Annotated in this window: 22 protein-coding genes; 15 read left to right on the top strand and 7 right to left on the bottom strand. The window is 74.2% G+C overall.

Annotated features, from left to right (window positions below):
• The first annotated feature begins 138 nt into the window (after positions 1–138).
• The 6 genes from ACIP5K_RS17900 (at position 139) to ACIP5K_RS17875 (ending at position 5,103) form a co-directional block, all read left to right on the top strand.
• Positions 139–978 carry an ABC transporter ATP-binding protein gene (locus ACIP5K_RS17900; protein WP_401410519.1) on the top strand — a complete coding sequence of 280 codons (840 nt, stop codon included), beginning with the start codon at positions 139–141 and terminating at the stop codon, positions 976–978.
• A gap of 3 nt (positions 979–981) precedes the next feature.
• The gene (locus ACIP5K_RS17895; RefSeq protein WP_401410517.1) at positions 982–2,328 is read left to right on the top strand and encodes an FtsX-like permease family protein; all 1,347 of its coding nucleotides are present in this window, start codon (positions 982–984) and stop codon (positions 2,326–2,328) included.
• 103 nt (positions 2,329–2,431) lie between these two features.
• The gene (locus ACIP5K_RS17890) at positions 2,432–2,818 is read left to right on the top strand and encodes a cell division protein SepF (RefSeq protein WP_361558931.1); all 387 of its coding nucleotides are present in this window, start codon (positions 2,432–2,434) and stop codon (positions 2,816–2,818) included.
• Positions 2,819–2,919: 101 nt separating this feature from the next.
• The gene (locus tag ACIP5K_RS17885) at positions 2,920–4,092 is read left to right on the top strand and encodes an AAA family ATPase (RefSeq protein ID WP_401410515.1); all 1,173 of its coding nucleotides are present in this window, start codon (positions 2,920–2,922) and stop codon (positions 4,090–4,092) included.
• Positions 4,089–4,493, top strand: a complete 405-nt coding sequence (locus tag ACIP5K_RS17880; RefSeq protein ID WP_401410513.1) for a nucleotide pyrophosphohydrolase — start codon at positions 4,089–4,091, stop codon at positions 4,491–4,493. Before ACIP5K_RS17885 ends, ACIP5K_RS17880 begins: the two co-directional genes overlap by 4 nt.
• Positions 4,494–4,611: 118 nt before the next feature.
• Positions 4,612–5,103, top strand: a complete 492-nt coding sequence (locus tag ACIP5K_RS17875) for a DUF6099 family protein (protein WP_401410511.1) — start codon at positions 4,612–4,614, stop codon at positions 5,101–5,103.
• A 91-nt stretch (positions 5,104–5,194) separates the two neighbouring features.
• Here the strand turns inward: ACIP5K_RS17875 and ACIP5K_RS17870 are convergent, their stop codons facing one another.
• A complete protein-coding gene (locus ACIP5K_RS17870) occupies positions 5,195–5,383 on the bottom strand; it encodes a hypothetical protein (RefSeq protein WP_401410510.1) in 189 nt (62 codons plus the stop codon).
• A 304-nt stretch (positions 5,384–5,687) separates the two neighbouring features.
• Positions 5,688–6,611, bottom strand: a complete 924-nt coding sequence (locus ACIP5K_RS17865) for an LLM class F420-dependent oxidoreductase (protein ID WP_401410508.1) — start codon at positions 6,609–6,611, stop codon at positions 5,688–5,690.
• An 81-nt stretch (positions 6,612–6,692) separates the two neighbouring features.
• On the opposite strand from ACIP5K_RS17865, the gene ACIP5K_RS17860 reads away from it, so the two are divergent.
• The 3 genes from ACIP5K_RS17860 (at position 6,693) to ACIP5K_RS17850 (ending at position 12,080) form a co-directional block, all read left to right on the top strand.
• Positions 6,693–8,198: a 3' terminal RNA ribose 2'-O-methyltransferase Hen1 gene (locus tag ACIP5K_RS17860; RefSeq protein ID WP_401410507.1), complete on the top strand. Its 1,506-nt coding sequence runs from the start codon at positions 6,693–6,695 to the stop codon at positions 8,196–8,198.
• Positions 8,195–10,771 carry a polynucleotide kinase-phosphatase gene (locus ACIP5K_RS17855; RefSeq protein WP_401410505.1) on the top strand — a complete coding sequence of 859 codons (2,577 nt, stop codon included), beginning with the start codon at positions 8,195–8,197 and terminating at the stop codon, positions 10,769–10,771. The genes ACIP5K_RS17860 and ACIP5K_RS17855 overlap by 4 nt, the downstream gene beginning before the upstream one ends.
• Before the next feature lie 76 nt (positions 10,772–10,847).
• Entirely contained in the window at positions 10,848–12,080 is a 1,233-nt protein-coding gene (locus tag ACIP5K_RS17850) for an arginine deiminase (RefSeq protein ID WP_401410503.1), read from the top strand.
• Between the two features lie 24 nt (positions 12,081–12,104).
• Here ACIP5K_RS17850 and cynR read toward each other — a convergent pair whose 3' ends face one another.
• Positions 12,105–13,010 (bottom strand): transcriptional regulator CynR, encoded by a 906-nt coding sequence (cynR, locus tag ACIP5K_RS17845; protein WP_401410502.1) that lies wholly within the window; start codon positions 13,008–13,010, stop codon positions 12,105–12,107.
• A gap of 149 nt (positions 13,011–13,159) precedes the next feature.
• Here cynR and ACIP5K_RS17840 point away from each other — a divergent pair, with 149 nt between their 5' ends.
• Positions 13,160–13,666 (top strand): nucleoside deaminase, encoded by a 507-nt coding sequence (locus tag ACIP5K_RS17840; RefSeq protein WP_401410500.1) that lies wholly within the window; start codon positions 13,160–13,162, stop codon positions 13,664–13,666.
• Between the two features lie 134 nt (positions 13,667–13,800).
• Positions 13,801–14,817, top strand: a complete 1,017-nt coding sequence (gene argF, locus ACIP5K_RS17835) for an ornithine carbamoyltransferase (RefSeq protein ID WP_401410498.1) — start codon at positions 13,801–13,803, stop codon at positions 14,815–14,817.
• 19 nt (positions 14,818–14,836) lie between these two features.
• On the opposite strand, the gene ACIP5K_RS17830 is transcribed toward argF, so the two are convergent.
• Positions 14,837–15,292 carry an ATP-binding protein gene (locus ACIP5K_RS17830; RefSeq protein ID WP_401410496.1) on the bottom strand — a complete coding sequence of 152 codons (456 nt, stop codon included), beginning with the start codon at positions 15,290–15,292 and terminating at the stop codon, positions 14,837–14,839.
• Positions 15,293–15,578: 286 nt separating this feature from the next.
• Here ACIP5K_RS17830 and ACIP5K_RS17825 point away from each other — a divergent pair, with 286 nt between their 5' ends.
• On the top strand, positions 15,579–16,409 hold the full coding sequence (locus tag ACIP5K_RS17825) for an enoyl-CoA hydratase family protein (protein WP_401410494.1): 831 nt from the start codon (positions 15,579–15,581) through the stop codon (positions 16,407–16,409).
• A gap of 7 nt (positions 16,410–16,416) precedes the next feature.
• Entirely contained in the window at positions 16,417–18,705 is a 2,289-nt protein-coding gene (locus tag ACIP5K_RS17820; protein WP_401410492.1) for a bifunctional salicylyl-CoA 5-hydroxylase/oxidoreductase, read from the top strand.
• A gap of 25 nt (positions 18,706–18,730) precedes the next feature.
• On the opposite strand, the gene ACIP5K_RS17815 is transcribed toward ACIP5K_RS17820, so the two are convergent.
• Both ACIP5K_RS17815 and ACIP5K_RS17810 read right to left on the bottom strand, forming a co-directional pair.
• Entirely contained in the window at positions 18,731–19,540 is an 810-nt protein-coding gene (locus ACIP5K_RS17815; protein ID WP_401410491.1) for a PaaX family transcriptional regulator C-terminal domain-containing protein, read from the bottom strand.
• 4 nt (positions 19,541–19,544) lie between these two features.
• Positions 19,545–21,179, bottom strand: coding sequence for an AMP-binding protein (locus ACIP5K_RS17810; RefSeq protein WP_401410488.1), 1,635 nt, complete (start codon positions 21,177–21,179; stop codon positions 19,545–19,547).
• 131 nt (positions 21,180–21,310) lie between these two features.
• On the opposite strand from ACIP5K_RS17810, the gene ACIP5K_RS17805 reads away from it, so the two are divergent.
• Positions 21,311–22,444, top strand: a complete 1,134-nt coding sequence (locus ACIP5K_RS17805) for an acyl-CoA dehydrogenase family protein (protein ID WP_401410486.1) — start codon at positions 21,311–21,313, stop codon at positions 22,442–22,444.
• Complete coding sequence (locus ACIP5K_RS17800; protein ID WP_401410485.1) at positions 22,441–22,845, top strand: RidA family protein; 405 nt, start codon at positions 22,441–22,443, stop codon at positions 22,843–22,845. The genes ACIP5K_RS17805 and ACIP5K_RS17800 overlap by 4 nt, the downstream gene beginning before the upstream one ends.
• 60 nt (positions 22,846–22,905) lie before the next feature.
• Here the strand turns inward: ACIP5K_RS17800 and ACIP5K_RS17795 are convergent, their stop codons facing one another.
• Positions 22,906–23,904, bottom strand: a complete 999-nt coding sequence (locus ACIP5K_RS17795; protein ID WP_401410482.1) for a GlxA family transcriptional regulator — start codon at positions 23,902–23,904, stop codon at positions 22,906–22,908.
• Positions 23,905–23,971 lie beyond the last annotated feature (67 nt).

The raw sequence follows: 23,971 nt of genomic DNA, 5'->3' as shown, positions 1-23,971 counted from the left end.
CTGCGTACACCCCTGATCCGGTCGTTACGCCCCGTGTCCCCGCCGCCCGCCGTCCCTACCGTCGAAGACATCGTGAACGACATCGCGAGGACATCGACGACAGGGCGCGCGAGCGCCTCGACGAGGGGATCGGCGACCATGCGAAAGCCACCGGCACAGACCACCGCACGGACGGCCGGACCGCCGCCGCGGCAGGGCGAGGCGCTCCGTCTGGTGCGGGTCACCAAGACCTACGGCACCCGGGGCGGCGCCCCCGCCCCGGCCGGCGAGGGCACCGCGATCCGCGCCCTCGACGACCTCACCCTCTCCCTGCCCGCCGGCACCTTCACCGCCGTGATGGGCCCCTCGGGCTCCGGCAAGTCGACGCTGCTGCACTGCGCCGCCGGGCTCGACCGCCCCGACCACGGCCTGGTCATGGTCGACGGCGAGGAGATGACGGACTCCGCGAAGCCGCCGCGCGGCGAGGCCGCGCTCACCCGGTTCCGCCGCACCCGCATCGGCTTCGTCTTCCAGCAGTACAACCTGCTGCCGACGCTGACCGTCGCCCAGAACACGGTGCTGCCGCTCAAGCTCGCGGGCCGCCGCGTGGACCGGGCCCGCGTCGAGCGGACCCTCGCCGCCGTCGGCCTCGGCGACCGGCTCGGCCACCGCCCCGACCAGCTCTCCGGCGGCCAGCGGCAGCGCGTGGCCATCGCCCGCGCCCTGGTCACCGAACCCTCGGTGATCTTCGCGGACGAGCCGACCGGCGCCCTCGACACCCGCAGCGCCCGCGACGTGCTCGGCCTGCTCCGGGACGCGGTGCGCGGCCACGGCAGGACCGTCGTCATGGTGACGCACGACCCGGTCGCAGCGTCGTACGCCGACGCCGTCCAGTTCCTCGCGGACGGCCGGCTCGCCGGTCACCTGACGGCGCCCACCGCCGACGCGGTCGCCGAACGCCTCGCCCACCTCGGCGACGACGTACCGCGGGGGGTGTGAGCCGTGTTCACCACACTCGGCCTCGCGGCCCGCTCCGTACGGCAACGCCCCGGCCGCTTCCTCGCGACCCTCCTGTCCGCCTTCCTCGGCGCGGCGATCATCATGACGTTCAACGCCATGCACGACACGGCGGCGGGCGGCGGCGTCGACAGCCGGAGCGCCGACACCCTCACCACCGCGGCGAGCGTCGTCGGCGGCTACGGCACCCTGCTCGTCTTCTTCGCCGTCGCGTCCACCCTGACGGTCAACGTCCGGCAACGCACCGACGAGATCGCCCTGTTGCGCACCGCGGGCGCCACCCCGGGCCAGATCAAGCGCATGGTCGTCGGCGAGTCGGTCGCGGTCGCGCTCGCCGGCGCCCTGCTGGCCGTCGGACCGGCCGCGCTCGGCGGCGCCGTCCTGCTCGACGTGTTCAAGGACAGCGGGCAGGTCGCCGACCGCGTCGACTACTCCTTCGGGCCGATCGCCCTGCTGTCCGGCGTCGACGTCACGCTCCTGGCCGCCGCCGGCGCCGCGTTCCTCGCCGTGCGCCGCGTCACCCGGGAGACGGCGGGACTCCGGCCCGGCAGGCGCCGGGCCCGGACGTTCCTGTCCTGGGCCGCCCTCGTCGTCGGCTGCGTCTCCGTCTGCGCGACGTTCACGATGAAGGCCACCGACCCCGCCCTGATGGCCGCCCCCGCCTACGGCGCGATCCTGCTCTCCGTGGGGCTCGCGCTCGTCTCGACCGGCCTGCTGCGTTCCGTCCTCGGCCGGATCGAGCCCCTCCTGACCGCGCTCACCGGCGCGGGCGGCTACCTGGGCGTGCGGAACATGCGGACGCGGGCCTCCCAACTGTCCGGCGTCCTCGTACCCCTGATCCTCTTCACCGCGATGGCCACCGCGACGCTGTACATGCAGGCCGTCGAGAACGACACGATCAAGGCGTCGGGGGCGACCCGGTCCATGGAGGACAAGAACCTCGAGACGCTCAACCTCACCGTGGTCGGCATCATCGTCGTGTTCGCCTGCGTCATGCTCGTCAACTCCCTGTACGCGGCGACGGCCGCCCGGGTGCGGGAGTTCGGGCAGCAGCGCCTCGCCGGCGCGACCCCCGCCCAGGTCCTGGGAACCGTCGCGGTGGAAGGAGCCGTCCTCACCGTCACCGGAGTGTTCTTCGGCACACTGGCGGCACTCGCGGGCCTCCTCCCGTTCACCGCCGTACGCACCGACGGACTCCTCCCCGACCAGGGACCCGGCATCTGGATCACGGTCGTGGCCATTGCGGGGACGGCCACCATGGTCACCGGCCTGGTCACCGCGCGGCGGGCGCTGCGCACCCCGGCGGTCGACGCGGTCACCCAGACCGCGTGAGCCGGAGCGGCGCCGACCCGTGTCGGTGTTGGGCCAAGCGGGTGACATGACGTAAGAATTGTTCGGTGCAGACAACAGTGCGAGCCCGGACGGGGTGGGGGCAGTGAACAGCCACGACGTCACCGATGAACAGTGGGAAGGGCTCGCCCAGGTCGTACCGCTGCGCAGCCGCAACGAGTGGCCGTCGGCGATCGACCATCGGGCGATGCCGGACGTGGACACCGAACCGCGCCGCCGCTTCGTCGTGCTGCGGGTCAACGTCTTCGGCGACGCCCGCGAGGTCGCCGAGACGGTGATGTCCGGCATCCCGGTCCTGCTGGACCTGAGCGGCGCCGAGTCCGAAGTCGCCAAGCGGGTCCTGGACTTCAGCAGCGGCGTCGTCCTCGGCCTCGGCTGCGGCATGCACCGCGTCGACCGCAACGTGTTCCTGCTCGCCCCGCCCGGCACCGAGGTCCAGGGCCTCGTGGCGGGCGCGGGCGCGCTGTCCTGACCGCGCGCCGATCGGCAAGCCCGATCGGCATAATCGCTCGATCGTAGGAAGGTCACCGGGGACGAACGGTTCTGCGGTGCGGGTCCGCCTACGTTCACCTCATGACCGTGCTCCAGCGGGGCGCGCCCCCGTTACCTCCCGGCGCGTCCTCCGGCCGCCCGCGCGTGACCGAGCTGCGGCTGTCGGCCTTCGCCCGCCATCGCGGCACCACCGTCCCCCTCGGCCCCTTCACCGCCCTGACCGGTCCCAGCGGCAGCGGCAAGAGCAGCGCCCTGCGGGCCCTCGACGCCCTCGCCCGGCTCGGCGGCGGCGCGCACCTGGAGGAGGTGTTCCCCGACCCGCCGGCCTGCGTCCCCGAGCGCGCCCGGCCCGACGCGCAGCGCCGCCGCGGCTTCCGCATCGGCTGCACCGTGGAGGGCCCGGCCGGCCCCGTCCGGCTCGACCTCGCCGTCCAGGCCGAACCCGAACTGCGCGTCGTCGGCGAGCGGCTGACGGGCTCCGGCGTCGTCTACCTGGAGACCGCGCTGCGCGACCCGGGCCGCCGCGACGTCCAGGCCGCCTGGCACACGGCCGGTTCGGTGCCGGTGACCCGGGGCCCGCTCCCCGACGACCTGCTCGGCACGGCCCTGCTCCCGCTGCGCGTCTCCGGGCGCACGGAGGGGCAGTTGCAAGTGCTCGCCGCGGCGGAACAGGTGGTCGTCGGGCTGCGCTCGGCCTTCGCCTGCGACCCCGACCCCGCCCGGATGCGCGCTCCGGCCCCGGCCCGCGCCGACCGGCTGCTCAGCGGTTGCGACAACCTGGCGGCGGTGCTGCGCCGCACCCGCAGCGAGTGCGGCAACCGGCACGCGCTGCTGGTCGCCGCGGCGCGGGCGGGCCTCGCCGGACCGGTCCTCGACGTGTTCGCCGAGCCCGCCGGACGGGACGGCTCGGTCCGCGCCTTCGTCGACCGCGGCGACGGACTGCGCACCCCCGTCGAGCGGCTCGCGGACGGCGAGCTGAGATACCTGGCCCTCGCCCTGGTGCTGCTCACCGGCCCCCAGGTCCTCGAGGTCGACGCGGCGGCCGAGGTGCCGGAGGCGTACCAGACGCTGACCGTCGCCGCCGACGGCTTCGACCGGGGCCTCGACCCGGTCCAGAGCACCGAACTCACCGCGCTGGCCGCCCGGATGTGCGCCCGGGGCCACATCCGGCTCGTCGCGGCGATGGGCCAGGGGGCGGGTGCCGAGCGGGAGGCGCGGGCGCACGGGGCGACGATGGTAGACCTGGAGCCGTGACAGACGCACAGAATCATGGGGCCGCCCGTCCGGCCGCCGGCGGCGACCTCGATGTCGCCGCCCTCCAGACCCGCCTCGCCCGCTTCGCCGCCGCCCGCGACTGGCAGCCCTTCCACACCCCGAAGAACCTGGCCACCGCGCTCAGCGTCGAGGCGGCCGAACTCGTCGAGATCTTCCAGTGGCTGACGCCCGAGCAGTCGGCCCGGGTCATGGACGACCCGGAGTCGGCGCACCGGGTCCGCGACGAGGTCGCCGACGTCCTCGCGTACCTGCTCCAGCTGTGCGAGGTGCTCGGCGTCGACGCGCTCGCCGCTCTCGCGGCGAAGATCGACCGCAACGAGACCCGGTTCCCGGTTCCCGGGGCTCCGGAAAAGGGAATCCGTCACTCTCCGGAGTCATAGAAATATCCACAGCGGATTACTTCTCCACAGATTTCGGGCCTCCCCTGGCTTTTCGACTCTCGAACCCTCACTCTGGGTAGTGGACAAGGGAGTTCGGGCGGGACGGGCGGAGGCGCGGATGGATGCGGTGCGGCTCATCAGGGTCGGCCGACGGGCCTTGGCGGAGAGCCAGGACGCGCCGGACATCATGCGGGAGGCGTGGCAGGCACAGGCCCTGGCGCAGGCGGTCGGGAGCCGGCTCGCCATGCTGGGGCCGCCGGAGCTGAGAGGAGAGGCGCTCGGGCTCTGTGAGGCGGGAGCGCGGGGCAGTGGCGGATCGGCGGTCCCGGTGGTGGGAGCCGGTGGGATACGAGCGGCCCAGTTGACCGAACTGGGCGATGTGCACGGCGCGTTGATGGACCTCGGCGCGCTGCTCGGTGACGTGGGCATCGCGCTCGTCGCGGTGGCGAGCGAGTCCTTCGAGGAGGGCGCCTATTGGCAGTGCATGGAGGCCATCGACGCGGCGGACGAGTCCCGGGACCGCGTCCTGGAGATACTCAGGCGGCTGTCGGAGCGCAGCAGCCGGCTGGCGGACACCGGGCCGGAGCCCGGCTCCGACTCGGCGGCCTGACCGGGAGCCCGGCCGCGGCAGCGGCACCCCCGGCGCGGCGCTCCCCGCGGGCGGCCCAGGGAGCGCGGCGCTGCCCCGGCGGGCGGCTGCCTCAGAGGTCCTCGGCGGCGGGACGCGCGCCGCCCGGGGGCTGTTGGAGGTCGGCGTCGAGCTGCGACAGATCGGCGTTGAGGGCCGCCATCAGCTCCTCCATCTGCTGCAACAGACCCTTGGGTGCCCCTTGCTGCTCCGGCACGGTCGTGTCGTGCGCGGCCTGTTCTGGGACGGCTTCCTGGGACATGAGACGGCCTCCTCGGCCTCGCCCTTCCCGTGCGGGAGGGCAGCTGACGCAAGTGACGCGCGGCAGCGACCGCCGGCGCGGGGGCCGGGCGGTCCGGCTCCGCCCGAGCCAACGATCATCGGGCGGGCCGGGTCACTGCGCGGGGGCCACCCCGCACGGCGGGTTGACGCAATTCACCCGACAGGGGCCGTCGAGCGGGGCAGGGCGCGGGCGGAGTTGACGGACGGCCCCGCTCGACGGGTGCGGGTTCGGCGGATCGGATGACTCGACGCAGGTGGGAGGGGGTGTGAAGGACGTGGTGCGATCAGGAGAGGTGCGGGGCCACCTCGGACGCGATCAGCTCCAGGTGGTCCAGATCGTCCAGGTCGAGCATCTGGAGGTACATCCGCTGCGAGCCGACGGCCCGGTAGGCGGCGATGCGCTCCAGGACCTCCGCGGGCGAGCCGGCCAGCCCGTTCGCCTTCAGCTCGTCGACGTCCCGGCCGATCGCGTCGGCGCGCCGCTTCACCTCGGCGTCGTCCCGGCCCACGCAGATGACGAGGGCGTTGGAGTAGACGAGGGAGTCCGCCGCCCGCCCGTGCTCGACGGCAGCCGCCGCGACCCGCTTGAACTGCGCCTCGCTGTCGGCGACGGAGGCGAAGGGAATGTTGAACTCGGAGGCGAACCGGGCGGCGAGCGCCGGCGTCTTCTTCGCGCCGTGGCCGCCGATGAGGACCGGCACCCGCTCCTGGGCGGGCTTGGGCAGCGCGGGGGAGTCCTTCAGCTGGTAGTGCGCGCCGTCGAAGCTGAAGTGCTGGCCGACCGGCGTCTCCCACAGCCCCGTCACGATGGCGAGCTGCTCCTCCAGCCGCCCGAACTTCTCCTTGGGGAACGGAATGCCGTACGCGGCGTGCTCCTCGGCGTACCAGCCGGAGCCGAGCCCCAGCTCGACCCGGCCGCCCGACATCTGGTCGACCTGGGCGACCTGGATGGCGAGGACACCCGGCAGCCGGAAGGTGCCGGCGGTCATCAGGGTGCCGAGCCGGATCCGCCGGGTCTCACGGGCCAGACCGGCCAGCGTCGTCCAGGCGTCCGTGGGCCCGGGCAGACCGTCGGAGGAGCCCATGCGGAGGTAGTGGTCGGACCGGAAGAAGGCGTCGAAGTCAAGTTCCTCGGCCGTCTGCGCGACGCGGAGCAGCGTCTCGTAGGTGGCACCCTGCTGCGGTTCGGTGAAAACTCGAAGATCCATGCGTCCATGATGCCCGGGGCCGGGCCGCACACGGGAAAACTCGCTGGTCGCTGTCGCGTTCACCAGGGGAGACTGGCTGATGTGTTCCTGACGATCAGCGCCACCGGCACCCCTGAACGCCCCGCGACCGACCTCGGGTTCCTGCTGCACAAGCATCCCGAGAGCGCGCAGGCGTTCACCACCTCCTACGGCACCGCGCACGTCCTCTACCCCGAGGCGAGCGCGGAGCGGTGCACGGCCGCGCTGCTGCTCGACGTGGATCCGGTGGCGCTGGTGCGGCGACGCCAGGGCAGGGGCGGGCAGGGCAGGTCGCCCGACGCGGCGCTCGCGCAGTACGTGAACGACCGGCCGTACGCCGCCTCCTCGCTGCTCGCGGTGGCGCTCGGCACGGTGTTCTCCAGCGCGCTGCGCGGCGTGTGCAAGGCGCGCCCCGAGCGGGCCGAGGAGCCGCTGCCGCTGCGCGTCGAGGTGCCCGTGCTGCCCGCGCGGGGCGGCCCCGACCTCGTACGGAGACTGTTCGCGCCGCTCGGCTGGACCGTCGGGGCGGAGCAGGTCGGGCTGGACGCGACGTTCCCCGAGTGGGGCGGGTCGCGCTATGTGCGGCTGGTCCTGGAAGGGGAGCTGCGGCTCGCCCGGGCGCTGCGGCACCTGTACGTGCTGCTGCCGGTGCTCGACGACGCCAAGCACTACTGGGTCTCGGCCGACGAGGTCGACAAGCTGCTGCGCGCGGGGGAGGGCTGGCTGGCCGGTCACCCCGAGCAGCACCTGATCACCTCCCGCTATCTGGCGCGGCGCCGGTCGCTGACGCGCGAGGCGTCGCAGCGGCTCGAACTGGCGCGGCTCGCGGACGCCGACGACACGGACGTCGAGGAGATCGACAACGCCGTGGACGAGGCGACCGACACCGAGGAGAAGCCGGTGCCGCTCGCGGTGCGGCGGCGCGCGGCGATCCTCGACGCGCTGCGCTCCGCCGGTGCGGCCCGGGTGCTCGATCTGGGCTGCGGACAGGGCCAGTTGGTGCACGAGCTGCTCAAGGACGCCCGGTTCACCGAGATCGTGGGGCTCGACGTGTCCGTGCGCGCGCTCACCGTCGCCGCGCGGCGGCTCGGGCTGGAGCGCATGGGGGAGCGGCAGGCCGCGCGGGTACGGCTCGTGCAGGGCTCGCTGGTGTACACCGACAAGCGGCTCAAGGGGTACGACGCGGCGGTGCTCAGCGAAGTGATCGAGCACCTCGACCTGCCGCGGCTGCCCGCCCTGGAGTACGCCGTGTTCGGGTCCGCGCGCCCCCGCACCGTCCTCGTGACGACACCGAACGTCGAGTACAACGTCCGCTGGGAGACCCTGCCCGCCGGGCACGTCCGGCACGGCGACCACCGTTTCGAGTGGACGCGCGAGGAGTTCCGCGGCTGGGCGGAGCGGGTGGCCGCGCGGCACGGATACGGCGTGCGCCACGTGCCGGTGGGCCCCGACGACCCCGAGGTGGGGCCGCCCACGCAGATGGCCGTGTTCACCCTGTCCGAGCGGCCCACGACCGGCCCAGCCACGACCGACCCGACGACCACCGAGAAGGAGGCGACGGCCGCATGAGCACCACCGACGCCACACCGACAGCACCGGCGACACCCCCGCGCACGCTGCCCGTCACCGACCTCGCCCTGGTCGTCCTGATCGGCGCCTCGGGATCGGGGAAGTCCACCTTCGCCCGCGCCCACTTCGCACCGACCGAGATCATCTCCAGCGACTTCTGCCGCGGCCTGGTCGCCGACGACGAGAACGACCAGAGCGCCACCGCCGACGCCTTCGACGTGCTGCACTACCTCGCGGGCAAGCGCCTGGCGGCCGGCCGCCTGACGGTCGTCGACGCGACGAACGTGCAGCAGGAGGCGCGCCGCCGACTCGTCGACCTGGCGCGGACGCACGACGTGCTGCCGATCGCCGTCGTGCTCGACGTCCCGGAGGACGTGTGCGCCGCGCGCAACGCGAAGCGCACCGACCGCGCCGGCATGCCGCGCCGCGTCATCACCCGGCACACCCGTGAACTGCGCCGCTCGCTGCGCCACTTGGAGCGGGAGGGCTTCCGGAAGGTGCACGTCCTGCGGGGCGCGGACGAGGTGCGGCGGGCGGGCGTCGTGCGCGAGAAGCGGTTCAACGACCTGACCCACCTCACCGGACCGTTCGACATCGTGGGCGACATCCACGGCTGCGCGAGCGAGCTGGAGACGCTGCTCGGCAGGCTGGGGTACGTCGACGGGGTGCACCCGCGGGGCCGCACGGCGGTGTTCGTCGGCGACCTCGTCGACCGCGGACCCGACACCCCCGGGGTGCTCCGCCGGGTGATGGGCATGGTGAAGGCGGGCACCGCGCTGTGCGTGCCGGGCAACCACGAGAACAAGCTGGGCCGCTGGTTCAAGGGCGCGAAGGTCCGGCACACGCACGGCCTCGCCGAGACCGTCGAGCAGCTGGCCGGGGAGAGCGAGGAGTTCCGGACCGAGGTGCGGGAGTTCCTGCGCGGGCTCGTCAGCCACTACGTCCTCGACGGCGGCCGGCTCGTCGTGTGCCACGCGGGCCTGCCCGAGAAGTACCACGGGCGGACCTCCGGCCGGGTGCGGTCGCACGCGCTGTACGGGGACACGACGGGCGAGACCGACGAGTTCGGGCTCCCCGTGCGCTACCCGTGGGCGGAGGACTACCGCGGCACGGCGGCGGTGGTCTACGGACACACCCCGGTACCGGCGGCGACCTGGCTGAACAACACGATCTGCCTCGACACCGGCGCCGTCTTCGGCGGCCGGCTCACCGCGCTGCGCTGGCCCGAGCGGGAGCTGGTCGACGTACCGGCCGAGCGGGTCTGGTACGAGCCGGCCAGGCCGCTGGCCACGGAGGCGCCCGGCGGGCACGAGGGCCGGCCGCTGGACCTCGCCGACGTGCGGGGACGCCGGACCGTGGAGACCCGGCACGGCGGCCGGATCACGGTCCGCGAGGAGAACGCGGCGGCGGCGCTGGAGGTCATGAGCCGCTTCGCGGTCGACCCGCGGCTCGTGCCGTACCTGCCGCCGACCATGGCCCCGACGGCGACGTCGCGGGTGGCGGGCTATCTGGAGCACCCCGCGGAGGCCTTCGCCCAGTACGCGGCGGACGGGGTGGCCCGGGTCGTGTGCGAGGAGAAGCACATGGGCTCGCGGGCCGTCGCCCTGGTGTGCCGGGACGCGGCCGTGGCGCGGGAGCGGTTCGGCGTGCCCGAGGGCGCCGCGCCGGTGACGGGGGCGCTCTACACCCGCACCGGGCGGCCGTTCTTCGACAGCGCCGAGATGACGGAGGCGGTGCTCGGCCGGGTCGCGGAGGCCGTCACCGAGGCCGGGCTCTGGGCCGAGCTGGACACCGACTGGGTGCTGCTCGACGCCGAGTTGATGCCGTGGTCGCTGAAGGCGACCGGGCTGCTGCGCTCGCAGTACGCGGCGGTGGGCGCCGCCGCCGGAGCCGTGTTCCCGGACGTCCTGGACGCGCTGGAGGCCGCCGCCGGGCGCGGGGTCGACGTGGGCGACCTCCTCGGCCGGCAGCGGGAGCGGGCCGCCGACGCCGCCGCGTTCACGGACGCGTACCGGCGCTACTGCTGGAGCACGGACGGGACGCGGGGGGTGCGGCTCGCCCCGTTCCAGATCCTCGCCGTGCGCGGCCGGTCACTCACCGGGCTGCCGCACGACGAACAGCTCGCGTACATCGACCGGATGGTCGAGCACGACACGAGCGGGCTGCTGCACACGACCCGACGCCTGTACGTCGACACGGCGGACCCGGAGTCGGTGCGGGCCGGGGTCGACTGGTGGCTGGAGATGACCGGGCGCGGCGGCGAGGGCATGGTCGTCAAGCCGGTCGGGGCACTGGTGCGCGACGAGAGGGGGCGGCTGGTGCAGCCCGGGATCAAGTGCCGGGGCCGCGAATACCTCCGGATCGTCTACGGCCCGGAGTACACGCGGCCGGAGAACCTGCACACGCTGCGGCAGCGCTCCCTCGGCCACAAGCGCTCGCTCGCCGCGCGGGAGTTCGCGCTCGGCGTGGAGGGGCTGGAGCGGCTGGCCGAGGGGGAGCCGCTGTGGCGGGTGCACGAGGCGGTCTTCGCGGTGCTCGCCCTGGAGTCGGAGCCGGTCGACCCCCGGCTGTGACGGGCGCGGGCCGGGGCCCGGGAGCGCGGGACGGCGCGGCAGGCGCATCCCGCGCTTCCCGGGGAAGGATGGACCCATGGGATTTCACGTCGACTCCGAGGCCGGGCGGCTGCGCCGCGTGATTCTGCACCGGCCCGATCTGGAGCTGAAGCGGCTCACGCCCAGCAACAAGGACCAGTTGCTCTTCGACGACGTGCTCTGGGTGCGCCGGGCACGCCAGGAGCACGACGGGTTCGCCGACGTGCTGCGCGACCGGGGCGTGACGGTGCACCTCTTCGGCGACCTGCTCACCGAGGCGCTCGCCGAGGAGGCCGCCCGCACCCGCGTCCTGAACCGGGTGTTCGACGAGAAGGAGTACGGCCCGCTCGCCACCGACCACCTGCGGGCCGCGTTCGAGGGCCTGCCCGCGCAGGAGCTGGCCGAGGCACTGATCGGCGGCATGACGAAGCGGGAGTTCCTGGCCCGGCACCCGGAGCCGACGTCCGTCCGCTTCCACGTGATGGACCTCGACGACTTCCTGCTGGCGCCGCTGCCCAACCACCTCTTCACCCGGGACACCTCGGCCTGGATCTACGACGGCGTCTCGGTGAACGCGATGCGCTGGCCGGCCCGGCAGCGCGAGACGGTGCACTTCGAGGCGATCTACCGGCACCATCCGCTCTTCCGCGACGAGCGGTTCCACGTCTGGTCCGAGGGGCAGGCCGACTACCCGTCGACCATCGAGGGCGGCGACGTGCTCGTCATCGGCGAGGGCGCCGTCCTCATCGGCATGAGCGAGCGGACCACCCCGCAGGCGGTCGAGATGCTCGCGCACAAGCTGTTCGCCGAGGGCTCGGCCCGCACGATCGTCGCGCTCGACATGCCGAAGCGCCGGGCCTTCATGCATCTGGACACGGTGATGACGATGGTGGACGGGGACACGTTCACGCAGTACGCGGGCCTGGGCATGCTCCGCTCGTACACCATCGAACCCGGCACCTCGGGCCGGGAGCTGAAGGTCACCGACCATCCGCCGGAGCACATGCACCGGGCCATCGCGGCGGCCCTGGGCCTGAGCGGGATCCGGGTCCTGACCGCCACCCAGGACGTGCACGCCGCCGAGCGCGAGCAGTGGGACGACGGGTGCAACGTGCTGGCGGTCGAGCCGGGCGTCGTCGTCGCCTACGAGCGGAACGCGACGACCAACACCTTCCTGCGCAAGCAGGGCATCGAGGTCATCGAGATCCCGGGCAGCGAGCTGGGCCGGGGCCGCGGCGGCCCCCGCTGCATGAGCTGCCCGGTGGAGCGGGACCCGGTGACCGGCGCCTGAGGCGCCCGCGCCGGTCGGGCGGGGTCATCCGGGCGGCGCGGGCGGCAGCCCCCGTTCCGCCACCTGGGCGCGCAGCAGCGTCGTGAACGCGCGCAGCGCCGCCGAGCGGTGGCCGCCCGCGCGGGTCAGGAGCGCCGCCGTGCGGTGCGGGAGCGGCGGGCGCAGCGGCACCGGGGAGAGTCCGGGCCGGTTCAGCGTCACGGCGTCCGGCAGCACGGTGGCGAGCGCCCCGCCCCGCACGATCTCCAGGAGCGCCAGCGCCGAGTCGGCCTCGACGACGACCCGGGGCGCCACGCCCTGCTCCCGGAAGTAGGCGTCGATCCGGTCGCGGGTCGCGAAGTCACCGGCGAGCAGCGCGAGGTCCCGGCCGGCGAGGGCGGCCACCGGCAGCGGCGCGGGCCCCGCCCCGGCGCCCGTGACCACGCCGAGCGTCTCGGTGAACAGCGGCTCGGCGGCGACACCGGGCACCGCGCCGCCGGTGAAGCCGATGCCCGCGTCCAGCTCGTCGGCGGTCAGCCCCTCCCCGATGTGTTCCTGCGTCGCCTCCCGGACGCTCAGGTCGAGCCCGGGGTGCCGGGCGTGCAGGGCCGCCAGGAGCGGCCCGACGAGATACGCGGTGAAGGTGGGCGTCACCGCGAGCCGCAGCCGCCCGCGCGAGAGATCCTGCACGTCGCGCAGGGCCGCCTCCCCGGCGGCGAGCTCGCGCAGCGCCCGGCGCGCATGACCGGCGTAGACCGCGCCCGCGTCGGTGGGCCGCACGGCGCGTCCCGACCGGTCGAGCAGCGGCTGCCCCACGGCCCGCTCCAGCGCCCGGATCTGCTGCGACAGGGTGGGCTGGGAGATGTGCAGCGCCTCGGCGGCCCGGGTGAAGGTGCCGTGCTCGACGACGGCCAGGAGATAGCGCAGGTGCCGCAGTTCGACGGGAGCCATGCGGCGAGCCTAGCGCCGGGTATAGATGTCATCAATAGCAGCCATGGGTACTGCGTCTTGGACGCTATAGGGGCAGTTCATCCAGGCTGGGTAGCAGTTCGACAGAGGCCGGCCGCAGGCGGCCGGAGAGCATCGACCGGAGGTTTTCCATGGACTTCGTCCAGCGCACCATCGACCTGGCCCGTGCCAACGTCCTGGACGGCGGCCGCCCCTTCGCCACCGTCGTCGTCAAGGACGGCGAGATCATCGCGGAGCGCGCCAACCAGGTCGCCCAGACCCACGACCCGACGGCCCACGCCGAGGTGCTGGCCGTCCGCGACGCGTGCGTGCGGCTCGGCACCGAGCACCTCACCGGCACCACGATCTACGTACTGGCCCAGCCGTGCCCGATGTGCCTCGGCGCGCTCTACTACTGCTCCCCGGACGAGGTCGTCTTCGTCACGACCCGGGAGGCGTACGAACCGCACTACGTGGACGACCGCAAGTACTTCGAGCTGAACACGTTCTACGACGAGTTCGCCAAGCCCTGGCAGGAGCGCCGGCTGCCGATGCGCCACGAGCCGCGCGACAGCGCCGTGGACGTCTACCGCCTGTGGCAGGACCGCAACGGCGGCGACCGCCGGGTTCCGGGCGCCCCGGTGAGCGACCGCGGCTGAGCCGGAGAGGGCTGTATATAAATGTGGAAGATCGTATAGACTTCCATCATCTATCCCTCGCTTTGTTCCTTCGCTGTTCTTCGCTGTCCCTTCGCTGTCCCCTCACCGACCCCGAGTCCCCTCAGGAGCGCCCCATGGCGACGACCGCCCGCCCCGACCTCACAGGCCGCCACTTCCTGAAGGAGGCGGACTTCAGCGCGGAGGAGTTCCGCGGGCTGGTCGAGCTGGCCGCCGAGCTGAAGGCCGCCAAGAAGGCGGGCGCCGAGACGCAGTACCTCAAGGGCCGGAACATCGCGCTGATCTTCGAGAAGTCGTCGACGCGGACCCGCTGCTCGTTCGAGGTCGCCGCCGCCGACCAGGGTGCCTCGACGACGTACCTCGACCCGGCCGGCTCGCACATCGGCAAGAAGGAGTCGAGCAAGGACACCGCGCGCGTCCTCGGCCGGATGTTCGACGCCATCGAGTTCCGCGGGGACGCGCAGGAGACCGTCGAGACGCTCGCCGAGTTCGCCGGCGTGCCGGTCTACAACGGTCTGACCGACGACTGGCACCCGACCCAGATGCTCGCCGACGTGCTCACGATGACCGAGCACAGCGACAAGCCGCTGACCGGGATCTCCTTCGCCTACCTCGGTGACGCCCGCTTCAACATGGGCAACTCCTACCTCGTCACCGGCGCCCTGCTCGGCATGGACGTACGGATCGTCGCGCCCAGGGCCTACTGGCCCGCCGCGGGGATCGTCGCGCAGGCCGAGAAGCTCGCCGAGACGAGCGGGGCGCGCATCACGCTCACCGAGTCCGTCGCGGACGGCGTCGCCGGCGCCGACTTCGTCGTCACCGACGTCTGGGTCTCCATGGGGGAGCCCGAGGAGGTGTGGGCCGAGCGGATCGAGGCGCTCACGCCGTACGCCGTCACGATGGACGTGCTGCGCGCGACGGGCAACGCGGACGTGAAGTTCCTGCACTGCCTGCCCGCCTTCCACGACCTGGGCACCAAGGTCGGCCGGGAGATCCACGCCAAGTACGGCCTGGAGTCCCTGGAGGTCACCGACGAGGTCTTCGAGTCGGCGCACTCCGTCGTCTTCGACGAGGCCGAGAACCGGATGCACACGATCAAGGCCGTCATGGTCGCCACGCTCGGCCGCCCGTAGGCCCCGGACGCCGGGCGCGCTACGCCTCGGACGCGGGCCGCTGCCGGGGCACCGCGGGCAGCGTGAACCACACCGCCTTGCCGGACTCGGTGGGGCGGTGTCCGCACGAGGAGGACAGCGTGCGGATCAGCAGCAGGCCGCGGCCGTGCTCCTGCCACGGGTCCGGCTCCTCGGCGTCGTCCGGATTGGTGAGGTCCGCGGGCGGCGCCGGGTCGGCGTCGTGCACCTCCACCTGGCACCCGGTCTCCAGCAGCTCCACCACCAGCTCGATGGGGGCGTCACCGGCCGTGTGCTCCACCGCGTTCGCCACCAGCTCGGCCGTGAGCAGCTCCGCGGTGTCCATGTCGGCGGCCGGCGAGTCGATCTCGGTGAGCGCGGTACGGACGAGGGCGCGCGCCACCGGCACGGCGGCCGCGGTGTGCGGCAGGGCTATCCGCCACGACGTGGGCGTGGAGGGCCCGGGGGGAGGAGTCAAAGCGGGTCCTGAGGGGGCGGGTGGGGGCGGTTCGGGCGGGACGGGTCACGGGGGGCTGTGCGTGGGGTGGCCGTCCTGCGTTCAACCTTATGAATGGTACGGCGTGTGCCGATAGAGGCTCCCGGTGGTCTTCCTCGGGACATTGGGCTCTATGAGCTGAACTGTTCCTTATTCCCGCCGGCCACCTTCTCGTATCGCGTGCTGCTGACGACGGTCACGAACCGGTGATACCGTCGGAGGACAGCCAGCCGCCGGAGCACCCCTGCCCGCAGGAGGCCGTACGCGCATGAGTCCCTTCACCGGCTCCGCCCCCCGCACCGAGACCTGGCGCCACCTCCGCTGCACCGTGGACCGGCACGCCGTCGCCACCGTCACCCTCGCCCGGCCCGAGAAGCTCAACGCGCTCACCTTCGGGGCCTACGCCGACCTGCGCGACCTGCTCGCCGAGCTGTCCCGCGAGCGGGCGGTGCGCGCCCTGGTCCTGACCGGCGAGGGCCGCGGCTTCTGCTCCGGCGGCGACGTCGACGAGATCATCGGCGCCACCCTCGGCATGGACACCGCCCGGCTGCTCGACTTCAACCGGATGACGGGCCAGGTCGTACGGGCCGTGCGCGAGGCCCCCTTCCCGGTGATCGCCGCCCTGCACGGCGTCGCCGCGGGCGCCGGCGCGGTGCTCGCGCTCGCCGCGGACTTCCGGGTCGCCGACCCCAGCACCCGCTTCGCGTTCCTGTTCACCCGGGTCGGCCTGTCCGGCGGCGACATGGGCGCCGCCTATCTGCTGCCCCGCGTCGTCGGCCTCGGCCACGCCACCCGGCTGCTCCTGCTCGGCGACGCGGTGCGCGCGCCGGAGGCCGAGCGGATCGGGCTCGTCAGCGAGCTGACCGACGAGGGCCTGGCCGACACGGCGGCCCTCGCCCTCGCCCGCCGGCTCGCCGACGGCCCCGCCCTCGCCCTCGCCCAGACCAAGGCGCTGCTCACCGCCGAACTGGACATGCCCCTCGCCGCGTCCGTCGAGCTGGACGCGGCCACCCAGGCCCTGCTGATGACCGGCGAGGACTACGCCGAGTTCCACGCGGCCTTCACCGACAAGCGCCCGCCGAAGTGGCGGGGGAGGTGAGGCCGGCGTGAGCGAGCGCGCGCGGAGGATCGCCGTCGTCGGCGGCGGTCCCGGCGGCCTGTACGCGGCCGCGCTCCTCAAGCGCCTGGACCCGGACCGCGAGATCACGCTCTGGGAGCGCAACGCACCGGACGAGACGTTCGGCTTCGGCGTCGTCCTGTCCGACGAGACCCTCGGCGGCATCGAGCACGCCGACCCGGTCGTGTACGCGGCGCTGCGCGAGGAGTTCGTGCGCTGGGACGACATCGACATCGTGCACCGGGGCGTGCGCCACACCTCCGGCGGCCACGGCTTCGCCGCGCTCGGCAGGCGCCGCCTGCTCGACATCCTCCAGAGCCGCTGCCGCCAGCTCGGCGTCGACCTCCGCTTCCGCACCCAGGCACCGCCCCTCGACCGGTTGCGCGCCGCGCACGACCTGGTGGTCGCCGCCGACGGCGTGCGCAGCGCGACCCGCACGGCCTGCGCCGACGCGTTCCGCCCGCGGATCGAGGAGCACCGCAACCGCTACATCTGGCTCGCCGCCGACGGCGCGTTCGACGCGTTCCGCTTCGAGATCGCTGAGACCCGGCACGGCGTGCTGCAACTGCACGGATACCCGTACAGCGCGGACGAGTCGACGGTCATCGTCGAGACGCGCGACGAGGTCTGGCGGGCCTCGGGCCTCGCGGACCTGCCCGTGGCGGAGTCCGTCGACGCCTGCGCGAAGATCTTCGCCGACGCGCTCGGCGGGCGCCCCCTGAAGGCGGGCGACTCCGCCTGGCTCACCTTCCGCACGGTCGTCAACGACCGCTGGTCGCACGGCAACTGCGTGCTCATCGGCGACGCCGCCCACACCGCGCACTTCTCCATCGGCTCCGGCACCAAACTCGCCGTCGAGGACGCCCTCGCCCTCGCCGCCTGCCTGGAGGAGCACCCCGCGACGGACGCCGCGCTGCGGGCGTACGAGGCGGAGCGGCGGCCCGTCGTCGCCTCCACCCAGCGCGCCGCGCGGGCCAGCCTCGCCTGGTTCGAGGACCTGCCGCGCTATCTTGACCAGCCGCCCCGGCAGTTCGCGTTCAACCTGCTCACCCGCAGCCGCCGCGTCACCCACGACAACCTGCGGCTGCGCGACGCCCGGTTCACCGAGGCGGTGGAGCGCGAGTTCGGCTGCCCCGAGGGCACCCCGCCCATGTTCACCCCGTTCCGGCTGGGCGGGCTGCGGCTGCGCAACCGCGTCGTGGTCTCCCCGATGGACATGTATGCGGCCGCGGACGGCGTCCCCGGCGACTTCCACCTGGTCCACCTCGGCGCCCGGGCGCTCGGCGGCGCGGGCCTGGTCATGACGGAGATGGTCTGCGTCAGCCCCGAAGGCCGCATCACCCCCGGCTGCACCGGGCTGTACACCGGCGCGCAGGAGACGGCCTGGCGACGGATCACCGATTTCGCGCACACCCGCGCGCCCGGCACCGCGATCGGCGTCCAGCTCGGCCACTGCGGCCGCAAGGGCTCCACCCGCCTGATGTGGGAGGGCATCGACGAACCCCTGCCCGACCCGGCGGACAACTGGCCCCTGGTGGCGGCCTCCCCGATCCCGTACAAGGAGGGCAGCCAGACCCCGGCCGAGCTGACCGCCGCCCAACTCGCCGAGCTGCGCGACCAGTTCGCGGCGGCGGCGCGCCGCGCCGGACGCGCGGGCTTCGACCTCCTCGAACTGCACTGCGCGCACGGCTATCTGCTCTCCGGGTTCCTGTCCCCGCTGACGAACCGGCGCACCGACGCCTACGGGGGTTCCCTCGCGGCGCGCCTGAGGTTCCCCCTCGAAGTCTTCGACGCGGTGCGCGAGGTGTGGCCCGCCGACCGGCCCCTGACCGTGCGGATCTCGGCGACGGACTGGGCCGAGGGCGGCACGACCGCCGACGACGCGGTCGCGATCGCCCGGGCCTTCGGCGCGCACGGCGCCGCCGCGATCGACGTCTCCACCGGGCAGGTCGTCGCCGCCGAACGGCCCGCGTACGGCCGCTCCTACCAGGTGCCGTACGCCGACCGGATCCGCGCCGAGACCGGCGTCCCGGTGATCTCCGTCGGCTCGATCTCCTCCTGGGACGACGTCAACTCCCTCCTGCTGGCCGGACGCACGGACCTGTGCGCGCTGGCCCGCCCGCACCTGTACGACCCGCACTGGACCCTGCACGCGGCGGCCGAGCAGGGCTACACGGGCCCGGGCGTCGGCTGGCCCGACCCGTACCGCGCGGGCAGCAGGCCCCCGCGGACCGGCCGCCTCGACACCCCCAGGCCCCGGCTCTCCCTGCCCCGGTGACGCGGCCGGCGGCGGGACCGGGCGGTCAGGAAGCGCGCACGAACGCCGCCGCGGCCGTGTGCAGCCGCTCGTGCAGCGCCGTGAACACCGCCGCCGAGCGCAGCCCGGGCCACCGCGCGGGCAGCAGCTCCGGCGGCAGGCCGGGGTCCGCGTACGGCAGGTGCCGCCAGGAGTCCAGGGCCAGCAGATGGTCCCGGTAGGCCGCCGCCGGCGGGGTGTCCGCGCGCTCCTCCCAGGCCCGCAGCACCGGCCCGTGCTCGTCCAGGAACGCCTCGTGCAGCTTCGCCAGGGCCGGCAGGTCCCACCAGCGGGCCACCGCCTCGGCCGTCGCCGCGAACCCCAGGTGCTCGCCGGTGAACAGGTCCACGTACCCGGCGCAGCCCGCCCGCTCCAGCGTGTGCCGGGCCTCCGCGTACAGCCCGGCGGGCGCCAGCCAGACGCCGGGCGCCGCCGTGCCGAAGCCGAGCCCCGCCAGCGTGGAGCGCAGCACGTGCCGCCTGGCCCGCTCGGACTCCGGGACGGAGAACACGGCGAGCACCCAGCCGGAGCCGCCCGCGGCCTGCCCGTACACCCGGCGGTCGCCGTCGTCGAGGAGCTGGCGGGCGTCGTCCGACAGCGCGTACCCGGCGGCCCCGGCCGCCGTGCGCGCGGGCAGCAGCAGCCCGCGCCGCTTCAGCCGGGACACCGCCGAGCGCACCGACGGCGCGTCGACCCCCGCCGCGCCGAGCAGCCGGATCAGCTCGGCGACCGGCACCGGACCGGGGAAGCCGCGCCCGTGGGCGCCGTACAGGGTGACGATCAACGACCGGGGCGTATGCGGGGTCTGCTCGGACACGTGATCACTGTACGGTTCCGGGCCGCCGCAGCCGGAACCGCTGGAGCTTCCCGGTGGCGGTGCGCGGCAGCGCGTCCAGGAACATCACCTCGCGCGGGCACTTGTACGGCACCAGCTCGGCCCGCACGAACTCCCGGAGCGCGTCCGCGTCCCGCCGCGCCCCCGCCCGCAGCACCACGTGGGCGACGGCGATCTGCCCGCGCGCGGCGTCGGGCCGCCCCACCACGGCCGCCTCCGCCACGTCGGGGTGGCGCAGCAGCGCGTCCTCCACCTCGGGGCCCGCGATGTTGTACCCGGCGGAGATGATCATGTCGTCGGCGCGGGCCACGTACCGGAAATAGCCGTCGGCCCCGCGCACGTAGGTGTCGCCCGTGATGTTCCAGCCGTGGCGCACGTACGCGCTCTGCCGCGGGTCGGCGAGGTAGCGGCAGCCGACGGGCCCGCGCACGGCGAGCAGCCCCGGCTCGCCGTCCGGGAGGGTGGCGCCCGCCTCGTCGACCACCCGCGCCTGCCAGCCGGGCACCGGCACCCCGGTCGCGCCCGGCCGGGCGGCGCCGTCGGCGGCGGACAGGAAGATGTGCAGCAGCTCGGTGGCGCCGATGCCGTTGATGAGCCGCAGCCCCGTCGCCGCGTGCCAGGCGTGCCAGGTGGCGGCGGGCAGGTTCTCCCCGGCCGAGACGCAGCGGCGCAGCGAGGTGACGTCGTGCGCGGGCCAGGACGGGTCCGCGAGCATCGCCCGGTAGGCCGTCGGCGCGGTGAACAGCACCGACACCCGGTGCTCGGCGACCGCCGCCAACAGCCGTGATGGGCCCGCCTGTTCGAGGAGGAGCGCGGACGCCCCGGCGCGCAGCGGGAAGACCACGAGGCCGCCGAGCCCGAAGGTGAAGCCGAGCGGCGGGCTGCCCGCGAAGACGTCGTCCGGGGTGGGCGCGAGGACGTGCCGGGAGAAGGTGTCGGCGATCGCGAGCACGTCCCGGTGGAAGTGCATGCACCCCTTGGGCCGGCCGGTCGTGCCCGAGGTGAAGGCGATCAGCGCGACGTCGTCGGCGGAGGTGCGCACCGCCGGGTACCGTGCCGGGTGGCGGGCCGCCCGGCGCAGCAGGTCGTCCGGGCCGTCCCCGCCGAACGGGGTGATCCGCAGCCCCGGCGCGTCCGCCCTCGCCAGATCGTCGACCGACCGCGCGTCGCACAGCGCGTGCCGGACCTGGGCGATGTCGCACATCGTGGCCAGCTCCGCCGCCCGCGCCTGGGCGAGCACGGTCACCGCGACACCGCCCGCCTTCATCACGGCGAGCCAGCAGGCCGCGAGGTGCGCGGTGGTGGGCCCGCGCAGCAGGACGCGGTTGCCGGGGACGACGCCGAGGTCGTCGGTGAGGACGTGCGCGATCCGGTCGACGGTCGCCCGCAGCTCGCCGTACGTCCACGGCGGCCGGCCGGGGGAGTGGAAGGCGGGGCGGTCCGGGCCGAACCGCTCGACGGTGGCGTCCAGCAGCTCGGCCCCGCAGTTGAGGGTGGCGGGGTAGCGCAGGTCCGGCCGGTCGAGCAGGAGGCCGGGCCATGCCCCGGCGGGCGGCAGATGGTCCCGCGCGAAGGTGTCGGTGTGCCCCGAGGGGAGAAGCGAGCCGAGCGGTCGGTCCATGGCCGGGTGCCCCCTTGCCGTCGCGTGGCCGCACTCCGGTGCCGTGCGCGCGCCGCTGCCGTACGCCGCCGGCGCCCTCCCACCGTATCGTGATGGTGACGACAGTCAACGGTCCGCGATACGGTGGGCGCATGGGCATCTTCTCGCTCGATCCCGACCAGCTCGCCGGGTGCAGGGAGTTGCGCGACCTCGCGCGACGGCACCTGGCCCCCCTCGCGGAGCAGGGCGGACCGGGCCGCGTCAACCGCCCGCTCGTCGCCGAACTGGGGCGGCTCGGCCTGCTGGAGCGCCTGTTCACCGCCGGGGCGCTCGACCTGTGCCTGATGCGCGAGTCGCTGGCCCAGGTGTGCACGGAGGCGGAGACCGCCCTCGCCCTCCAGGGGCTCGGCGCGCACCCCGTGCACGCCTACGGCACCGGCGCGCAGCGCGACCGCTGGCTCCCCGCGGTGCGGACCGGCCGGGCCGTCGCGGCGTTCGCGCTGAGCGAGCCGGGGGCGGGATCCGACGCGGCGGCCCTGGGCCTGCGCGCCGACGCCGAAGCGCCCCGCGCGGAGAAATGGCTGCTCAGCGGCGAGAAGACGTGGATCTCGAACGCTCCGGAGGCCGACTTCTACACCGTCTTCGCCCGCACCGGGGAACCCGGCAGCCGGGCCGGCGGCGTCACCGCCTTCCTGGTCCCCGCGGACCGCCCCGGCCTCACCGGCACCCCGCTCGACATGCTTTCGCCGCACCCCATCGGCACCCTCGCCTTCGACGGCGTCCCGGTCACCGCCGACGACGTGCTCGGCGAACCGGGCGGCGGCTTCCGCGTGGCCATGAACACCCTGAACCTCTTCCGCCCGAGCGTCGGCGCGTTCGCCGTCGGCATGGCCCAGGCCGCGCTCGACGCGACACTCGCCCACACCGCCCGGCGCCAGGCGTTCGGCGGCCCGCTCAAGGACCTCCAGACCGTGGCCCACCAGGTCGCCGACATGGCCGTGCGCGTCGAGTCCGCCCGCCTGATGGTGTACGCGGCCGCCGCGGCGTACGACGAGGGCGCCGACGGGGTGCCCGGCCGCGCCGCGATGGCGAAACTCCTCGCCACCGAGACCGCCCAGCACGTCGTCGACGCGGCGGTCCAGCTGCACGGCGCCCGCGCCCTGCGCCGCGGCCACCTCCTGGAGCACCTGTACCGGGAGGTGCGCGCGCCCCGGATCTACGAGGGCGCCTCGGAGGTCCAGCGCGCCGTCATCGCCCGCGAGACGTACAAGGAGGCGGCCCGATGAGCCGCGGTCCGCACCGGGTGAACCCGCCGGAACTCTCCCCGCCCACCGGCTTCTCGCACGCCGTCGTCGCCTCCGGCCGCCGCCTGGTGATGCTCGCCGGGCAGACCGCCCTGGACGCCGACGGCACGATCGTGGGGGAGGACCTGCCCGCCCAGTTCGCCCGCGCCCTCACCAACCTCCTCACCGCGCTGCGCCACGCGGGCGGCGTCCCGGCGGACCTCGCCCGCGTCACCGTGTACGCGACGGACGTGGCCGACTACCGCGCGCACGCCCGGGAGCTGGGCGCGATCTGGCAGCGGCTCGCGGGCCGCGACTACCCCGCGATGGCGGTGATCGGCGTGACCCGGCTGTGGGACGAGACGGCCCTGGTGGAACTGGACGGCACCGCCGTCCTGCCCTGACCCCTGGCCCTGATCCCTGGCCCCCGACCCCTGCCCCCTGGCCCCCGACCCCTGCCCCCGTCACGTCGCCTGCGGGACCCGGAACCGCCGCCGGTACTCGGTCGGGGTCGTGGCCAGCCGCCGGCGGAACGCCCGGACCAGCGTGTCCACGGTCCCGAACCCGCAGACGGACGCGACCCGTTCGAGCGTGGCGTCCGACGACTCCAGTTCGTGCCGGGCCTTCTCCACCCGCACCGACTCGATGTACGCGTGCGGGGTCGTGCCCAGCTCCGTCTTGAACAGTCGGGTCAGGTGCCGGTCGCTGACGTGCGCGTGCGCGGCGAGGTCGGCGACCGTCAGCGGCTCGGTCACGTGCCGCAGGATGTGATGGCGCAGGTCCTCGATGCGCCGGGTCGTGGAGACCTGCTCCAGCGGAACGCTGAACTGGCTCTGGCCGCTGGGGCGTTTGAGGTACATGACGAGCTGCCGGGCGACGCGCAGGGCGACCGCCTCGCCGAGGTCGTCGGCGATCAGCGCGAGGGAGAGGTCGAGACAGGCGCTGATCCCGGCGCCCGTCCACACGTTGTCCTCGCGGATGAAGATGGGGTCGGCGTCGACCGTCACCTCCGGGTGGTCGGCGGCCAGTTGGGCCGCGGTCGACCAGTGGGTGGTGGCCCGCTTGCCGTCGAGCAGCCCCGCCGCCGCGAGCAGGTGCGCGCCCACGCACACGGAGGTGATCCGGTGCGTCCGCGCGGCGAGCACCCGCACCCAGTCGACCAGCTCCGGATCGACGATCGGCCGCGTCCGGCCCCCCGGCCCGACCTCCACCGCCCCCGGCACGATCAGCGTGTCGACGGCGCCCGCCGCGACCTCGGCGAAGGTGCGGTCCGGCAGCACCCGGACCCCGGCGCCGGTGGTCACCGGATCCAGCGTCCGGGCGGCGAGCACCACCTCGTACCCGGCCGCCGCGTCCGTCTCGCGCAGAGCGAGCGAGAACACCTCGGGAGGGCCCGTGACATCGAGCAGGTCGACCCCCTCGAAGAGCACGATGACGATCAGTCGCCCGGCCGTGTCCGCCACAGTTCCTCCCGTACGCCGCATGTCGGTATCTGCATGTTAGACGTCATTGCCGACGTCACAGCCGGGT

The organism is Streptomyces sp. NPDC088785 (genome assembly GCF_044750685.1).
Classification (GTDB): domain Bacteria; phylum Actinomycetota; class Actinomycetes; order Streptomycetales; family Streptomycetaceae; genus Streptomyces.
Note: the sequence above shows the minus strand (reverse complement) of the source record. Positions and strands in the feature narration are given on the sequence as shown.

What these genes read in the sequence shown, in the direction of transcription:
- ACIP5K_RS17840 (WP_401410500.1), top strand. Translation starts at nt 13,160, where the DNA reads ATGGACTTCGTCCAGCGCACCATCGACCTGGCCCGTGCCAACGTCCTG.
- ACIP5K_RS17855 (WP_401410505.1), top strand. Translation starts at nt 8,195, where the DNA reads ATGAGCACCACCGACGCCACACCGACAGCACCGGCGACACCCCCGCGC.
- ACIP5K_RS17810 (WP_401410488.1), bottom strand. Translation starts at nt 21,179, where the DNA reads ATGGACCGACCGCTCGGCTCGCTTCTCCCCTCGGGGCACACCGACACC.
- ACIP5K_RS17850 (WP_401410503.1), top strand. Translation starts at nt 10,848, where the DNA reads ATGGGATTTCACGTCGACTCCGAGGCCGGGCGGCTGCGCCGCGTGATT.
- ACIP5K_RS17825 (WP_401410494.1), top strand. Translation starts at nt 15,579, where the DNA reads ATGAGTCCCTTCACCGGCTCCGCCCCCCGCACCGAGACCTGGCGCCAC.
- ACIP5K_RS17800 (WP_401410485.1), top strand. Translation starts at nt 22,441, where the DNA reads ATGAGCCGCGGTCCGCACCGGGTGAACCCGCCGGAACTCTCCCCGCCC.
- ACIP5K_RS17805 (WP_401410486.1), top strand. Translation starts at nt 21,311, where the DNA reads ATGGGCATCTTCTCGCTCGATCCCGACCAGCTCGCCGGGTGCAGGGAG.
- ACIP5K_RS17875 (WP_401410511.1), top strand. Translation starts at nt 4,612, where the DNA reads ATGGATGCGGTGCGGCTCATCAGGGTCGGCCGACGGGCCTTGGCGGAG.
- argF (WP_401410498.1), top strand. Translation starts at nt 13,801, where the DNA reads ATGGCGACGACCGCCCGCCCCGACCTCACAGGCCGCCACTTCCTGAAG.
- cynR (WP_401410502.1), bottom strand. Translation starts at nt 13,010, where the DNA reads ATGGCTCCCGTCGAACTGCGGCACCTGCGCTATCTCCTGGCCGTCGTC.
- ACIP5K_RS17870 (WP_401410510.1), bottom strand. Translation starts at nt 5,383, where the DNA reads ATGTCCCAGGAAGCCGTCCCAGAACAGGCCGCGCACGACACGACCGTG.
- ACIP5K_RS17865 (WP_401410508.1), bottom strand. Translation starts at nt 6,611, where the DNA reads ATGGATCTTCGAGTTTTCACCGAACCGCAGCAGGGTGCCACCTACGAG.
- ACIP5K_RS17885 (WP_401410515.1), top strand. Translation starts at nt 2,920, where the DNA reads ATGACCGTGCTCCAGCGGGGCGCGCCCCCGTTACCTCCCGGCGCGTCC.
- ACIP5K_RS17900 (WP_401410519.1), top strand. Translation starts at nt 139, where the DNA reads ATGCGAAAGCCACCGGCACAGACCACCGCACGGACGGCCGGACCGCCG.